Origin of the sequence: Rickettsia africae ESF-5 (assembly GCF_000023005.1) — a bacterium.
In the GTDB taxonomy this organism is placed as follows: Bacteria; Pseudomonadota; Alphaproteobacteria; order Rickettsiales; family Rickettsiaceae; genus Rickettsia; species Rickettsia rickettsii.
Window position 1 is genome coordinate 523201 of record NC_012633.1, and the last position, 16575, is coordinate 539775.

Below are 16575 nucleotides of genomic sequence, written 5' to 3' on the forward strand. Positions count from 1 at the left end.
AAAATACAGGCTGAAGAAATATTAAAAGAGCTATAGAAAGACCCTGCTACTTTAAGTATTACCGAGGTTAATTTTGTACCACAATCACCGGTATTTGCAGCTGCTGGATACTCTAAAATTCCTGAAGATGCTTTAAAATGGGTTATTTAATGCTTTACAAGGAGACGCTACTATAAAGTACTTAAGTATTGATAGTTTTGCGTGGAGTTTAAAATCAATAAAGTTATTTGCTGAATTTTTTAAAGATCCGCTATGCCGCATTACTGACATTAGTTTTATAAATGCTTTGAATAATGTTAATAAGATAGATGTTCTTTTAGATACCTTAAGAGTAAACGAAACAAAAATAAGCGATTTAGATATAAGTGGGATATTTTTTGATAATAATGTTCCTGCCTGATCCTCATTTGTTAAAAATACTAAACTTGCCGGATTGAATTTTTCATTAAGTACAGAAGTAAGCGAGGAATAAAAGAAAGTCTTATCGGATGCTATAAAATAGAATAAAAGCTTAATTGGATGTAATATTTTAGGTTATAAGATAGGAATGAAATCTCAAGATAGACAAGAATTGGACGCACAAATTACAGAAATAACTGATGAAAATAACCTTACGCTAAAAGATGTAGCAGAAGTTTTGAAAAATTATTATGAAAATCCTAATATAATATTATCAAATGAGATATTTGGCCATTATTTCAAGTTATGTAAAGGATTAAATCAAAATTACCTTAAAGAAGAATTACAAAACTTAGGCGTCACTGATACAGAAAAATTTTTTGAAACCGTAGATAAACTTAGAGAAGGGGTCACTAGTTTCTATGAAGAGGGCTAATATAAAAGTCTAAAATAATTTATAGCATAAAACTATTTTTTGGCTATTATTAGTCATTATATTCGATTTAAAATAATGACTAATATATTATCACCTGAAAAAAGTGAAAATGATCAAGAATTGCCGATAAGGCCGTCATATTTGCAAGAATTTGTCGGTCAACAGCAGATTAAAGAAAATCTTTCGGTATTTATTAAGGCTGCAAAATCTCGAAATGAGCATCTTGATCATACTTTATTTTACGGTCCGCCCGGGCTTGGTAAAACTACGCTTGCTAAAATTATCTCTAACGAAATCGGCGGTAATTTTAAATCCACCTCCGGTCCTGCTATACTTAAGGTCGCTGATCTTGCTGCTATTCTTACCAATCTTGAAAAGAACGATGTATTATTTATTGATGAAATCCACCGCTTAAATACTGCGATTGAAGAGGTTTTATATCCTGCTATGGAAGATTTTGAGCTTGATATAATTATCGGTGAAGGATCTGCCGCAAGGTCAGTGAAAATAACCTTGCCGAAATTTACCTTAATCGGTGCTACCACACGCCTCGGGCTGCTTAGTAATCCTTTGCGTGATAGGTTCGGTATCCCTATGCGGCTAAATTTTTATAATACCGAGGAATTGAAGAAAGTTCTAAATAGAGCAAGTAAACTACTTGATATTGATTTGACCGATTCGGGTTCTGAAGAAATAGCTAAAAGAAGTAGAGGAACGCCAAGAATTGCATTAAGATTGCTTCGTCGTATAAGAGATTTTGCAGCAGTTGACGGTAAATCAAGAGTAGATAAGGAAATCTCTGATTTTGGGTTAAATCGTTTGGAAGTTGATTGCATAGGACTTGATAGCAATGATTATCGTTATCTAAAATTCATAGCGGATAATTATAACGGCGGTCCTGTCGGAATTGAAACGATTGCAGCTGCCTTATCTGAACAACGTGATGCGCTTGAAGAAACCATAGAGCCTTATCTTATACAGATAGGTTTACTACAAAGAACTCCTAGAGGTAGGGTAATCACGATTGCCGCTTTTGAGCATTTGAAAATGCCTGTACCGAATCAATCACATCATCAATTTAATATTTTTAACGAGAATGAATAACAATAATTTAAATGATAACTACACAGCCGCAGATGTTATAAAAAGGCTGATAAAAGATCATGTTAAACCTTACGCAAATAAAATATATTTTTCGATATTTTGTATGGTTGTTGCAGCACTTTGTACGGCAGTGATCGTACATGCGGCTAGACCTATTATTGATAAGGTTTTTTTAACGCATGATAAGGAAATGCTTATAATAATGCCTATAGTGCTTACTGTAACTTTTGTTATAAAAGGAATTTCAGAGTATTATCAGAATTATCTAATAAAATTTGTTGGGCAGAGGGTACTAAACGATTTACAGATAAAAATGTATGAGCATTTGTTATTTGCCGATATTTCTTTTATTCAAAACCAATCTTCAGGACGTTTAATATCTCGTTTTACTAATGATATTTCTTTGATGCGTGGAGCTGTTTCTAACTTACTTGTCGGATGTGCTAAACATTTCCTAACTGTAGTATGTTTAATAGCAACAATGTTTCATTTAGAACCGCTATTATCTTGCATAGTTTTTCTTGTTTTCCCTTTAGCTGTTTATCCGGTGCAAAGGATGGGTAGAAAGATAAGAAGAATATTTGCACAGTCACAAGAAGAGCTTGGGCATTATACCTCTCGGCTTGATGAAACATTTCAGTCAATTAAGATTATTAAATCTTTTGTAGGCGAACAAATAGAAAGTAATAGAGCATCGTTGATTATTAATAATATTTTAGAGTTCTACAAAAAAACATCTAAGCTAGATGCGATGGTTTCACCGATTATGGAGGGTTTAAGCGGTCTTGCAGTTGGAGGGATGATATGGTATGGAGGTAATCTAGTCCTGGAGGGGAAAAGTACGCCAGGGGCTCTTTTTGCTTTTTTGGCTTCTTTTGCAGCGGCTTATAGACCGTTTAAAAGTTTGGTATCGTTAAATATTAATTTGCAAGAAGGAATAGCAGCAGCTAAGAGGGTATTTAGTATTTTGGATACCGAGCCTCTTATTAAAGATCATGAAGATGCTAAAGACGTAGATTTATATAATCCACAAATTACTTTTGAAAAACTAGCTTTAAGGTTTGAGAGTAAAATAGCTATAAAATATATAGATTTAAGGCTAGAACCTCATAAAATTATTGCGTTTGTCGGGCGTTCAGGTAGTGCTAAGACTTCGCTTAGTAATTTATTAGTGCGTTTTTATGATCCAAATGAAGGAAGAATTTTAATTAATAATCATGATATTAAAGATATTAAGCTTACTTCACTTAGAGGTCAGATTTCCTTAGTTACTCAAGATACTCATTTATTTGATACAAGCGTTGCAGAAAATATAGCATACGGTCAGGAAAACGCTACAAGAGAAGAAATAATTAGAGCAGCAAAATATGCCGATGCTCATGAGTTTATTATGCATCTGCCGAATGGTTACGACACGCAGATAGGGGGGCAGGGGACGACTCTTTCAGGCGGTCAGCGTCAGCGTTTATCTATTGCTAGAGCTTTCTTAAAAGATGCCCCTATTTTAATTTGGGATGAAGCAACAAGCAGCTTAGACCAAGCTTCCGAACAGAAAATTCTAGAATCGTTAAAGAAATTACGCCAAGGAAAAACCACTTTAATTATTACGCATCGTTTAAGCAGTATTACCGATCTTGATAATATTATCGTCATGAAAAACGGTGAGATTTGTGAACAAGGAACTCATACACAATTGCTTAAGAATAAAGATGAATATTATAGGTTGTATAATAAGGAGTTAAGAGAAAATGGTTGATTTATAAAGTAAATAGCTTATATTTATTAATTATTATTGCAACACTAATATTTTCGTCATTGCGAGGAAAAATTAAAAATTTTGACGAAGCAATCCAGTAAAAAATGCATAGCATTTTTTTATTATTTGCCTAGATTGTCATCACGTTGGGACTATGTCCCTCCTCGCAATGACGATTTAATGAAATATCACAATGCGCATTACCAAGATTTTTAAAGATTATCGATTATTTGAAATATTTATTTTAGGAATAGTTAGCGGTATGCCGCTGGTTATAATTTTTTCTACTCTTGCGGTATGGTTAAAAGAATCTGGTATAGATATCGCCGTTATTACTACTTTTGCGGTTGCAAGGTTATCATATTCGTTAAAAGTATTTTGGTCGCCTCTAGTCGACAATTTTAAAATACCTTTTTTAAGTAGGTGGGGACATCGCAAAAGCTGGCTTATATTATGTAGCTCTTTAATGGCTTTAGTACTAATTGCTATGAGCAAGGAAAATCCTGAAGTTTCTTTAACTTTTTTCTATTTTTTGACTATATTATTAGGCTTTTTATCTAGCACGTTTGATATTGCAGTTGATGCGTTGCGTATAGATAAGTTTGATCAAGAAACACAAAGCATAGCTAGTGCAACCGCTGTATTCGGTTATCGAATCGGTATGCTTATTACAGGGGCAGGTGCTTTGTACCTTGCAGAAATAACTGGAAATAATTGGCAACTAACTTTTTGTGTTATAGCTATAATATTTGTCGTTGTAACGATATTTATAATAACCGTAAACGAAAAAGAATTAGTAAGAGAAAAAATATTAATTTTTTCTCTTACTTCATGGATTTCTACAGTAATTAATCCTTTCAAGGATTTTTTCAAAAGAGAATTTGCTGCAACTATTTTACTTGCGGTAATATTTTTTAAATTAGGCGATGCTATGCTTGGAGCGGTTGCCTCACCTTTTTATATAGAGCTTGGTTATACAAAAGGCGAAATAGCAATAATAGCTAAACTTTATGGATTGATTGCAACCTTAGTCGGCGGTTTTGTCGGTGGTATTGTAATGTATAGGGTGGGGAATTTTAAAGGTTTGATTATTACCGGTATTGCCCAAAGCTTAACGCATTTTGCATTTATTTGGCTTAACCATCAGCCTCCTTCTTTTGAAGCTTTATTAATTGCTATTACTATAGAGAATTTTGCTGCCGCTATGGGTGCTACTGCTTTAGTCGGATATATAGGTAATTTATGTAATAAAAAATATTCCGCAACACAATATGCTTTACTTAGTAGTGCTAGTAGTTTATGTAACAATACTGTCACTATTTATGCTGGAAAACTCGTAAATATGATGGGATGGGACGGTTTTTTCCTCTTTACTATAATTTTAGCCTTGCCTGCTTTGTTTATATTCATGTATCTTAATAAAAAGGTTAATGTGTAGTAAGTATTATTTTCATTGTCATTGCGAGCGACCGTAGGAAGCGTGACAATCTAGGAAAATAATAAGAAAATGCATAGCATTTTTTACTGGATTGCTTCGTCAAAATTTTCAATTTTTCCTCGCAATGACGAAAAATCACACTTGGTTTAATTTGAATAATATTTTATTTATTTAAAATGTTTAGGAAATTTTTATTACCTTATATTTTTGTCGTAACATTTTTCTTTGCGCCTATAAGCGAAGCAAAAAAAGCCGTAAAAAATACCCCTAAACCTCCTGTTCAAACTAGTTTAGTAATTGATGCAAAAAGCGGTAAAGTGTTGCAGGCCCATAATTCACAAATTCGGATTTACCCTGCTTCTTTAACTAAGCTAATGACTCTATACTTAATGTTTGAAGCAATTGAAGCCGGTAAGTTACCTTTAGATAAAAAATTACTTGTATCAGCAAAAGCTTCAAAAATGCCACCGTGTAAGCTGGGTTTAAAAGCAGGGGAAACTATAACCGTTCGAGAGGCAATTAATGGATTAATTATAAAATCTGCTAATGATGCTGCTGTAACGGTTGCTGAGGGCATGAAAGGTTCAGAGAAAGCTTTTGCTCATTTAATGAATGTTAAAGCTAAACAGCTCGGTATGAAGAATACCTATTTTAAAAATGCTTCAGGTTGGCATGACCCATTGCAGCAAACTACCGCAAGAGATATGGCTAAACTTGCTATGGCTTTAAAGAGAGATTATCCTAAATTTTATCCGTTATTTGCTAAAACCAGCTTTGTATTTCGTGGAAATGTAGTAAACGGACATAATAGGGTTACTAAAAATTATCAAGGTGCAGAAGGGATGAAAACAGGTTTTCATACACCGGCAGGTTATAATTTAGTAACTACTGCTTCTAGGAACGGTAAATCATTGATTGCTGTTGTTACAGGCGGTAAAAGTGCCGCATCTCGTGATCAAAAGATGATGGGGCTATTAGATCAGCATTTTAATATTAAGCCTATAGTCCCTAAACCTTCAATCAAGTTTGCCTCTAATAATAAATCTACTACAAAAGCTAAATCAAAAATAATAAAGAAAAAGAATATACGTAGTTGATATGTATCGTCATTGTGAGACCACAAAGTGGTCGTGGCAATCTCATGAGGTAATACAAAAACTCCTGAGATTGCTTCGTCGAAACTTAAGTGGCTCCTCGCAATGACGTTAAAAATCGAGCCATGCAACAACGCCTACGACTATTGACGATTTAATATTCACACATCTTTTAAGGAGTTACTGCCAATTTATACTTTAAATTTATAAGTTTTATATGACAATTAACGCTACATTTATTGTTGTTTATAACTTTATTAGATGAAGATTTTTTAGAGTTTTTAGCTAAAGTTTTACTTTGTGGTTTTTTTAGATTAATATTTTTTAGAAATTTCTCAGTTTCATTAGGTAAATATTCTATTTTTACTTTAGTTATACCTTGATTTTTAAATGCTAAAATTTCAGCCGCTCTTTGAGAAACATCTATTATACGATTTTTCTTAAAAGGACCTCTATCATTAACCATTAAAATTACTGCTTTATTATTGGCTTTGTTGGTAACTTTAACTAAGCAAGGGAGCGGAAGAGTTTTATGTGCAGCAGTTAATAAATTTCTATTAAATCTATCGCCATTAGCTGTTTTTTTACCGTGAAAACCGTCTTTAAGTCCACCGTACCATGAGGCATAACCTGTTTCGGTAAAAGATTTAGGGTTGTGAGGTTTGTAAGTCTTTCCTTTTATTTTATAATTTTTACCGACTTTATAATGTCCTTTATAAGTTAGATTATGAGGATCATCTTTTGATAATTCTTTGTAAGAATATTTGTGGGCATAAGGTAATCTTTTTGAGGTATTACAACCGCTTAGACCAAAACAAAAAATTAACAAAAGTAATAAACCCTTTGCATAACTTGCTCCTAAAGGTAATTTGTATACCTTTGATACTTTAAGATTTGGTAAGTCAAACTTCGGGATTCGCCTGTGTTCACGTATTTTTATACGCTGTGCAGGCTCACCACTTATTTGATTTCCAACTTTTGAAATATCTGCGGTATACGTCAATCCGGTACTCGCATCCTCACGTACTAAAGTGTATGCTGCAGTGCTACATGCCGTGTTTCCTTCAAATTTCTCTTTATTAGCTTCATTCTGCAAGAGGTCTAATTTGAATTTATGATTCTTCACTATTATCATTATTGGTGTTAAAGTTATTCATTATTTTAGCGTAACACACAACTTTTTCAACACCTTTTATTTTTGATGCAATAGAAGCAAGCTTTTCTAGCTCTTCTTCTGATCTTGCAACTCCAAATAAATAAACAATATTATCTATAGTTAGAATAGTATAATTAGCAAATTTAATATCTTTTCTGACTAAATTTTTAGCTTTAATTTGCGTGGTTATCATACTATCTTTAGTATATTGGGCTAAGTCAAAATGATTACTGTTTTTATTTACTTTCAACTCATTAATAACTTCTTTTACGCTTTTTTGATTCCAAGCAATTTCTACGGCTTTTAACGCATCAGATTCTTTTTGAATATTTCCTGTTAATAATACTCTTCCTTGTGATACTTCAACCTTTATTTTAGCACCTAAATCTCTAAAATTATTTTTTACTAAATCAGCTTTAATGCTGGCAGCAATCCTTGAATCATTTAATGTTTCAGATATTGGTTGATCTTTTGAAGCAACAATACCGGTAGTGGTTGCTGCGGTAAAAATAGCAGGTAAACAAGCAGATAGACTAAAAGAAAGAGTTATAAAAATTAGAACTCGTAATATCATAACAATAGTACCCTACGATTTTAAAAAAGCCATCGGTGTTATCTCTGTGAAAGCAGGGATCCTGTGTCATCCCGCGACTTGATCGTGGGATCCAACTTAAAATACTAATATTATTAGTATTTTAAGCTGGACCCCGTCGTCAAGCCACGGGGTGACACAGTGGATTTTACCGGTCCATGCAACAACACCTATGCGGTAATGACATAAAGTAAAAATAGTAAGGTATTATATATCATATCTTACTATCCGGTAATTTATTCTTTAATAAAAGAGGTAATTGCAGTAAAATAAATATAAAAGTAATAGGTATTACACCGAATACTTTGAATTTTACCCATGTTTCATCTGAGCAATTACGCCAAACTACTTCATTAACTACAGCCATAAAAAAGAAAAAAGCCGCTGTTCTATAGCTTAAGGTTATCCAACTTTCTTCTTTAAGACGTACTATACTCTCTAAAGCATATTTGATAAAAGGATTTTTTCTTATACCGCTCATGAGAAATATTATTCCAAAAATAACATATAATATAGTAGGTTTGATTTTTATATACATTGAATCGCCGCTAATTAAAGTAATGCTTCCCGAAACTAATAAAACAGTCGTAGAAATAATAGAAAGTTTGGATACTTTCTTATCTATAACATAACAAAGGGTAATACAAATAACAGAGGTAATAAGCATATAAAGAGTAGCGTGTTGTATACCGCCTCCATAAAAAAAGCCTGCAAAAAATGCTATTACCGGACCAATTTCTGATAAAAGTTTTAACATATTTAATTTAATTGTTCTCTTTGATAAAATTAATTTGATTCATTTTTTTGTACTGATATTAAGTTATTTTTGGAATATCTTAATTTTATTTGTATGAAAATATTTATCAGTAATATAGTAGTAAAATAAGCCAGTACTTGTAGCCCGTTAGGTCTTGCAATATAACCGGTAACAATATGTAAGATTTTACCTATCATACTTCTATCTGCTACTAACCATGAACTATCCCAAAGTTGATCGGATAAAAACATAATGAGACCGGAAGAGGTTAAAATACCTGCAGCACTTGCTGCAAATCCGCCTGCTATTAGCATTAATAATATGGTAGAGATTTTAAAAATATATTTTTGATTAGCAATCTTAATGAAACCGAAATATATTACTAAACCAAGTAAGAAGCCACTTGTAGCACCTATTATCACTCCTTGCAAGTAAATACTGCTTGATATTGTTTCAACTGAAGATATACTATATACTAAAATAATAATTTCTGCACCTTCTCGTAATATAGTAGTGGCAACTAAAAAAAACAACATGAAATAACTGGCATTACCTTCATGAATTTTTACTGATAAGTCGTTTATATGTTGCTTTACTTTTATACCGTAACCTTGCATCCATATTATTGTCCAGCTAATCAGAATTGTTATTAGTATCATAATTCCGGAATCGAATAACTCGTCGCCTATTCCGCCAAAAGATAAAGATAATTTACGTGTAAAAAATGCAAAAATTGAAGCAAATACTACTCCAAGCATTACTCCAGCAATAATATAAAGACGAGATTTTTCTATTTGTTTTGTTACGACGAGTATTACACCAAGTAATAAGGATATTTCTAAACATTCACGAAACACTACTAAAGCAATTTTAAACATATTTTTTATCTAATCATTAACAATTATAAAACCCTGAGCCGTATCTTGATGAAAATCTCCAAAAAATTCATATTTCCCGGACTTGAGAGGTGCAAGTATAATATGTATTGACTCATTTGGCATAACTATTTTTTCACGATGTAAATCATGACTTTCAAACTCTTCTACCGTATCATCTTCATTATGAACAATTAACCTTATCTTAGTCGATTTTGGTACTTCAACTATATTCGGAACAAATTTATGATCTTGTATAGCTATCTTTACTTCTAATATATTATCGTTTGTTTTATTATCGGAACTCTTACTTGTAGAGATATAAATAATTACTGCTAAAAATATTAAACCTACTAATATAATAATATTTTTGTTTTTTTTAATAATTTCCATACTATAATTAAAGTTTAAAGTAAGATGCTTATATACTCGTTTAATTTGAGTTTTAAATTTTTAATAATTACAAAATTTATCCTGCAATTTTTATTAATGCTATAAGATATACAATTATTATCATTATGACAAGGATAGATAATAAAATATAATTTTTTTGTCTTTGAATTTTATTTTGTTTCATATTTATTTAATTTTGTTTAAAGTCTCCTAGTTCAAGCAAAAGATATTCATTTGTTGGTAATGATTCATGAGAAATAATTTTATTTATGTTAGAACCTAAAGTTTTAAATGTTTTGCCTGCAGCAATAACACTGCGTGTTCCAATCATTACTTTACCTTGCAAGGCGTAAGAAAAAATTAAAGGATATGTAATATCGCCGATTTTCATATCTATTTGTTGTCCTGTTGCTTTTGAATCATATAGTATTTTACCGTTTGATAAGCGAGTAATTTTAGCATTAAAGCTTACTTTTTCACCACATAATAAAGGAACACGATAAGCTATCTCATCGTCATAAATTTTAACTTCATTACTTTTAACAAAATTTTGCGGTAATATGGATTTTAAAATTACATTAACTTTATAATTATAAGCATCATCGAAGATAATATTATTACTATTATTAACAGCATATTTTGCCGGAATAATAGCTTCTCGTGCTTCTCCTACCATCATACCGATTATTACATTATCTAAGCCAAGCATTACAGGAGCAGAGCCTAAAGTAAAAGTCTTAGTATCTTCAGATATTAAAGTATTGTTCATATCTGATATTTGATAAAATACGGTAACTACATGTCCGCAAGAAGCGGGACCGATATTACCGCTACCGAGCGTATTAATTTTGAACAGTGTTTTTACTAAATCCTTACGTACTTCAATAGTGTAATCATTAGGATTGATAGGTCCATTTAACGGTTGTAAAATATTTTCAAAAAATGCTTTCCCTTCTTCGGTTTTAAGAGCATTTATTACTATTTTTGAAACCGTACGTTCAAATAAGTTGCCGTTTAATGAAATAGGAGGTTCATTATTTATACTAGTTTGGTTTTCATCGGTAGATGAATTATTTGAAGCCGTTTGCTCTACAGTTGTAAGATTATTGTTGTCGGGAGATATTTTTAACTTTACTATATTGTAAAGTATTAGAATTACAATTATTAAAGATAAAAATTTTTGCATATAATATATATAATATTTTTAGTATAACAAAGTTTACTATAACAATCAATTACTTAATAATCAAATGAGAATAAAAATAATTTGATTAATAAAAATAATTGATTTAAATTTAGATGCAGAATTTTATAAATATAGCGGTGCAAAGTGAAAAAATTTATATTTTGTTTTTTATGTTTATGGACATTAAACATATTTGCTGCTTCTAAAACTTACCCTAATAAGCTTAATCGTTGTAAAATTACTAGAAATATATTTAATGATTATGAACCGAAAGTTTTTGAAACTACTAATAATTTATTACGTAAAACAGGAAGATTATCAAAATTTTACGGTGAAAGGATATTAATTAAAGGAAAAGTATTAGATCAAAATTGCGTGCCGGTTGCAGATGCTAAAGTGTATTTATGGCAAGCAGGAAGCGGGGGTAAATATCCTTACGAACCTTTAAAAACTAGAGTTGATAAAAGAAGATTTACAAGTAAAAGCGATTCAAGTTTTACCGGTTCCGGTATTGCTACTACTAATAATAAAGGAGAATATTACTTTATTAGTATGTTGCCTTATACATCTTCTCGTTATTTGAGAAGTGCAAATATAAGAATAGAGCATCCTAGTCTTACTACTCTCGAAACACGCTTAGACTTATCTGATCAAAATATGTGTGATAATGAGTGCGGTGAAGTAAATCCGATATTGATCGAACCGCAAGAAAATATGCTGTCTTATTGTTTTGACTTAGTTTTGCAAGGTATGACGCTTAAGAGGTATTGATACAGTACGTCATTGCGAGGAAAATGACGAAGTAATTTGACGAAGCAATCTCAGGATATTTGACGAGATTGCCACGCAGTCTACGACTGCTCGCAATGACGTTTTGCCTCTTTCTGCGGTGCTTCTAAAGGCTTTTTTATACCACAACTACATAATGTAAGTGCTAATACGAATAAATAAAATGTCTTCATTACTATAAATTATTATATGACCTTAAGAAATTATAATAAATATCTTATATATATTATAGTATTTTTATTATCTATAATAATTTTTATTCCTAAAATTCATGCTAGGCCCTATGAGCAGCCTAAGGATAAATTAGCATTTTTAAGAGGTTCAAGCGTTCCTGATAATATAATTTTTTTTGATGAAGAAAAAAATCAATATTCTCTTGATCAGTTTGAAGGAAAGACTATATTGTTAGTGTTTTGGGCTACTTGGAGTGCTCCTTGTGTCAAAGAAATGCCTGACCTTGATATGTTGCAAAAAGATTTTAGGAAATTACCTTTTTCAGTAATTCCGATTTCAGAAGATTATCAAGACATAAAAGTTGTGAAAGAATATTTTAAAAGCTATCAAATAAGATATTTGCCGATTTATCATGATTATAGAAATGAATTATTTAAAGCCTTATGGGTTGTTAGTTTGCCGACTAGTATATTAATAGACCCAAACGGTAAAATAGTAACTAGCTTTGTTGGCAATACAAATTGGTATGACGAAAAAGTTAGAGGTACTATTTTGTCTGCCATTTCCGGCAATTATCCTGAACCTAAAAATAGTTATAACGCGCAATCTCTGAATAAACCGGCTAAGCCTTTGCTGCCAATAAAAAAGGATGCTCTATAGTAACTCCAAGTAAATAGACGAAGTGTAATTTGGAAAAGAGCAAGGAGTCTATAAGGCGAGGAGCGGAGCGTATACTTAATAGGTGAGTACCGCAGATCTTATAAGACAACATAGCCAATTTTTCAAATGAAACGAGTATATTAAATTAAAAATGAGTAAAATTAATGAATGAAGTAAATAAATCAACTATGGCGAATGCTGAATTTGATCAGATAATAACCAAACGACAGATAAGTAAATTAGACCAATTATTTGCTTCGGTTTTTGGTAATTCTAAAGAGGTGATTGCCGTTTTACGCCTTAGCGGTGTTATCGGTAAAGTAAGTACTATGCAATCGGGACTTACGTTAGAATCATTAAATGCACTAATAGAAAAAGCTTTTAAAATAAAGAAATTAAAAGCATTATGTTTAATTATTAATTCTCCCGGCGGTTCTCCGGTACAATCTGAACTTATTGCAAAACGTATTCGTGATCTTGCTGAAGAAAATAAAATAAAAATTTATAGTTTTATTGAAGATATGGCGGCTTCAGGCGGATATTGGCTGGCTTGCAGCGGTGACCGGATATATGCTTTGCCGAGTTCGGTTATCGGTAGTATCGGAGTAGTATCAAGCGGATTCGGTTTTCATGAAGCAATTAATAAACTTGGGATAGAGAGAAGAGTTTATACGGAAGGCAAGAATAAATCAGTATTGGATCCGTTTAAACCTATTAATAAAGATGATCTTAAAATTATCAAAGATTTGCAAAAGCAGGTTTATGAACATTTTATAGAATATGTAAAAACAAGAAGAGCAGGGAAGTTAACTCAGCAAGACGAAATTTTATTTAACGGTGAATTTTGGGCAGGGCAAACGGCGCTTGATTACGGCTTAATTGATGGCATAGGTGATATGTATAGCGTAATGAAAGAAAAATTCGGTGATAATATTAAGTTTCAATATCTGTGTGCTAAGCAACCTTGGCTTAAAAAGAAACTTGGCATGGGAAGTAAGATATTAACCGATAATCTTGCTAATTCTTTAATTGATGCGGTAGAAAATAAAATTATTAACGATAAATTTGATATGAAATAATATGACAATAACACAAGTTAAAATTAAAAAACTAGAAAATTTTTCCGGCAGTTTGCCGGAATATGCTACAGAGCATAGTGCGGGGATGGATTTAATAGCCGCAAACGAGCAACCTATAACAATAAAAGCAGCCGCGATACAGCTAATTCCAACAGGCATCGCTATAGCACTACCGGATTCGTTTGAAGCCCAAATAAGACCCCGTTCGGGTCTTGCCGTTAAACACGGTATCACGGTTGCTAATTCACCCGGTACTATTGATGCAGATTATCGAGGTGAAATAAAGGTCATTCTTATTAATCTTGGTAAAGAAGATTTTATTATAGAAAAAGGCATGCGAATTGCACAGATGATAATCGCAAAGTACGAACGTATATTATGGGAAGAAAGTAGTAGTCTTATGGAAACGATGCGTGGTAGCGGTGGCTTTGGTTCTACCGGTGTTTAGTGGGTCTCTATGTCATTCCCGCCGTAGGCGGGAATCCAGAAAAATAACCTTAATATTGATACAAAAATTACATATTAGATAAACCTATAAAAAATAAGTTTTTTATAGGTTTTACTGGATTCCTGCTTTCGCGGGAATGACATTAACGAGCCATGCAACAACGCTTTTAGTAGCTCGTAATGACTATTAGGTATCCACGCAACAAATCATAAAACTTATGAAAATCATAATAAAATTGTTAACCTCTATATTGTTGTTATTAGCTTTGAAAGTAAATGCTAATTCTGATGCTGTAGATAATGTTAAGCAAGTTTTTACCTATATCGATCAAAAAAATTGGTCACAAGCCGAAGATTTAGCTTTAGAAGTAAATAATAAAATTTTAACAAAAATTGTACTTTCTCAGAAATATTTAGATAATAAATATTCAGATAATAGTTTTGAACATGTAATAAGGTTTTTATGCAATAACCCGGATTGGCCTCAAAATAAGCTGCTTGAGGAAATAGCAGAAGAATATCTAAATAATAATACAAATAAAAAAGTAATTGTTGATTGGTTTAGTAAACATTCTCCTCTTACCGGCAAAGGTTATAAATTTTATGCAGCAGCTGCAAGTAGTTTAATCAAAGATCAGAAGATATTACTACCTATTATTAAAGAGGCTTGGGTATACGCCAATTTCACTCCTGAAGAAGAAAATGCATATTACAATAAGTGGCATAAATATTTAACTGCGAGTGATCATTTAGAGCGAATAGAAGAACATTTATGGAAAAATGATATTAGATCTGCTGAGCAATCCCTGAAATATGTAGAGCAAGGTTACCGTAATTCTTTTAAAGTCCAAATTGCGATTATAGGTAAATCGCCAAATGCTGAAAAGCTTTTTAAAAGTGTTCCTGAAAAATACTATACTTCCGGTTTATTATATCGTTATTTAGATTTTAAAAAAATGCAAAAGCCGACAAAGGAAATTATTACTTTGTTTAAGAAAGCTAAAAATAACCGTAAACATTTTGCTAAATGGTGTCGTATTCAGTCCTATTATGCTCGTGAATTCATCGAGTACAAAGATTTTGCTAATAGCTATAGAATGGCAACGCTTCCTTTTGCTACTTGTCCTGAAACTATAAGGGAGCAGGAGTGGCTTGCGGGCTGGCTTTCTTTAAGTTTTTTAAAAAAGCCTGATCAAGCATTAGTACATTTTAATAAGTTTATTAAAGTTGTTAAGACTCCGATTAGTTTGGCACGTGGGTTTTATTGGCTCGGTCGTACTTATGCAGCAAAAGGCGATAAGCAAATGGCTAGAAAATTTTACGAGCAGGCAGCTAAATATTCTTTTACCTTTTATGGGCAGGTAGCAAATATTGAATTAAATAGGACAAAGTTAGTTTTACCTTCTATTCCCGTAATAACTTCTGAAGAAAGGAAAATTATAGAAAATAAAGAGATTATTAAAGCAATAAGGTTATTGGTTAAATATAATAAAAACTACTTAGCCCTTATATATTCCAAAGCAGCAATGAAAAATACTAAAAATTCTGCAGAAATTCAAGTAATTGCGAATATTATTAAAGCCAATAATAATACTAATCATATGGTTGAGGTGGCAAAAATTGCTGCCCAAAATAATGCTTTTATTCTGGATTGTGCTTTTCCAACGCCTTATAATCTAGTAGGTTTGCCTATCCCACCTCATTTAACTTATGGAATAATTAGACAAGAATCGGTTTTTGATCATAAAGCAGTAAGTTATGCAAATGCTATGGGTCTCATGCAACTTATTAAAGGTACTGCTTGTGATACCGCAAGATCCATAAATGTTAAATGTAATGTAGCAGACTTAACTAGAAATCCGGTATATAATATTAAACTTGGTGCGCATCATTTCAAAAAATTATTAGATAATCATAAAGGTTCTTATATTCTATCCATTGCTTCTTACAATGCCGGAAGTCATAATGTAGTAAAATGGATAGATAGGTTTGGTGATCCAAGGGATATAAAAGATACAAGAAAAGTTATTGACTGGATAGAACTTATACCTTATCGAGAAACAAGAGATTACGTTCAAAGAGTACTTGAAAATGTTCAGATTTATCGGGTAATCTTAAATAAGAATAGTAGTTTGTACTTTAAGCGTGACTTACATGCTTGTGATATAGCAAAAAGTTAATTTCTATTAGTGTTTTATTTTGACATATAGTAATATGTAAGTATAACACCGACACTAATT

16 protein-coding genes and 1 pseudogene are annotated in these 16575 nt (G+C 32.0%); 11 read left to right on the forward strand and 6 right to left on the reverse strand.

Features of this window, described 5'->3' with window-relative positions; genetic code table 11:
• The first annotated feature begins 547 nt into the window (after positions 1 to 547).
• From RAF_RS02740 to RAF_RS10710, 6 genes and pseudogenes are all read left to right on the forward strand, one after another.
• Positions 548 to 835 carry a hypothetical protein gene (locus tag RAF_RS02740; protein ID WP_012719642.1) on the forward strand — a complete coding sequence of 96 codons (288 nt, stop codon included), beginning with the start codon at positions 548 to 550 and terminating at the stop codon, positions 833 to 835.
• 75 nt (positions 836 to 910) lie between these two features.
• Positions 911 to 1939, forward strand: a complete 1029-nt coding sequence (gene ruvB / locus RAF_RS02745; RefSeq protein ID WP_012719643.1) for a Holliday junction branch migration DNA helicase RuvB — start codon at positions 911 to 913, stop codon at positions 1937 to 1939.
• Complete coding sequence (locus RAF_RS02750) at positions 1932 to 3695, forward strand: ABC transporter ATP-binding protein (RefSeq protein WP_012719644.1); 1764 nt, start codon at positions 1932 to 1934, stop codon at positions 3693 to 3695. The genes ruvB and RAF_RS02750 overlap by 8 nt, the downstream gene beginning before the upstream one ends.
• 193 nt (positions 3696 to 3888) lie before the next feature.
• On the forward strand, positions 3889 to 5133 hold the full coding sequence (locus tag RAF_RS02755) for an AmpG family muropeptide MFS transporter (RefSeq protein ID WP_012719645.1): 1245 nt from the start codon (positions 3889 to 3891) through the stop codon (positions 5131 to 5133).
• A gap of 176 nt (positions 5134 to 5309) precedes the next feature.
• Positions 5310 to 6230 carry a D-alanyl-D-alanine carboxypeptidase family protein gene (locus tag RAF_RS02760; RefSeq protein WP_012719646.1) on the forward strand — a complete coding sequence of 307 codons (921 nt, stop codon included), beginning with the start codon at positions 5310 to 5312 and terminating at the stop codon, positions 6228 to 6230.
• 7 nt (positions 6231 to 6237) lie between these two features.
• Positions 6238 to 6337 (forward strand): annotated as a pseudogene (locus RAF_RS10710) (lytic transglycosylase domain-containing protein); the annotation flags it as partial.
• 62 nt (positions 6338 to 6399) lie between these two features.
• Here RAF_RS10710 and RAF_RS02765 read toward each other — a convergent pair.
• From RAF_RS02765 to RAF_RS02790, 6 genes are all read right to left on the reverse strand, one after another.
• On the reverse strand, positions 6400 to 7362 hold the full coding sequence (locus RAF_RS02765) for a septal ring lytic transglycosylase RlpA family protein (RefSeq protein WP_012719647.1): 963 nt from the start codon (positions 7360 to 7362) through the stop codon (positions 6400 to 6402).
• Complete coding sequence (locus RAF_RS02770; RefSeq protein ID WP_012719648.1) at positions 7340 to 7957, reverse strand: BON domain-containing protein; 618 nt, start codon at positions 7955 to 7957, stop codon at positions 7340 to 7342. The genes RAF_RS02765 and RAF_RS02770 overlap by 23 nt, the downstream gene beginning before the upstream one ends.
• Before the next feature lie 232 nt (positions 7958 to 8189).
• Complete coding sequence (locus RAF_RS02775; protein ID WP_004995863.1) at positions 8190 to 8732, reverse strand: septation protein A; 543 nt, start codon at positions 8730 to 8732, stop codon at positions 8190 to 8192.
• Positions 8733 to 8761: 29 nt separating this feature from the next.
• Positions 8762 to 9610: an FTR1 family protein gene (locus RAF_RS02780; protein WP_010977176.1), complete on the reverse strand. Its 849-nt coding sequence runs from the start codon at positions 9608 to 9610 to the stop codon at positions 8762 to 8764.
• A gap of 9 nt (positions 9611 to 9619) precedes the next feature.
• Positions 9620 to 10000, reverse strand: a complete 381-nt coding sequence (locus RAF_RS02785; RefSeq protein ID WP_012719649.1) for a cupredoxin domain-containing protein — start codon at positions 9998 to 10000, stop codon at positions 9620 to 9622.
• 190 nt (positions 10001 to 10190) lie between these two features.
• Positions 10191 to 11186, reverse strand: coding sequence for an FKBP-type peptidyl-prolyl cis-trans isomerase (locus tag RAF_RS02790; protein WP_012719650.1), 996 nt, complete (start codon positions 11184 to 11186; stop codon positions 10191 to 10193).
• 144 nt (positions 11187 to 11330) lie between these two features.
• Here RAF_RS02790 and RAF_RS02795 point away from each other — a divergent pair, with 144 nt between their 5' ends.
• The 5 genes from RAF_RS02795 to RAF_RS02815 all read left to right on the forward strand — a co-directional run bounded on the left by RAF_RS02795 (position 11331) and on the right by RAF_RS02815 (position 16515).
• Entirely contained in the window at positions 11331 to 11957 is a 627-nt protein-coding gene (locus RAF_RS02795) for a dioxygenase (RefSeq protein ID WP_012719651.1), read from the forward strand.
• A 207-nt stretch (positions 11958 to 12164) separates the two neighbouring features.
• The gene (locus RAF_RS02800; protein ID WP_012719652.1) at positions 12165 to 12809 is read left to right on the forward strand and encodes a TlpA disulfide reductase family protein; all 645 of its coding nucleotides are present in this window, start codon (positions 12165 to 12167) and stop codon (positions 12807 to 12809) included.
• Between the two features lie 164 nt (positions 12810 to 12973).
• Positions 12974 to 13888, forward strand: coding sequence for a S49 family peptidase (locus tag RAF_RS02805; protein WP_004995853.1), 915 nt, complete (start codon positions 12974 to 12976; stop codon positions 13886 to 13888).
• A gap of 1 nt (position 13889) precedes the next feature.
• Positions 13890 to 14336 carry a dUTP diphosphatase gene (gene dut, locus RAF_RS02810; RefSeq protein WP_010977182.1) on the forward strand — a complete coding sequence of 149 codons (447 nt, stop codon included), beginning with the start codon at positions 13890 to 13892 and terminating at the stop codon, positions 14334 to 14336.
• Positions 14337 to 14553: 217 nt separating this feature from the next.
• Entirely contained in the window at positions 14554 to 16515 is a 1962-nt protein-coding gene (locus RAF_RS02815) for a lytic transglycosylase domain-containing protein (RefSeq protein ID WP_012719653.1), read from the forward strand.
• Positions 16516 to 16575: the final 60 nt, after the last annotated feature.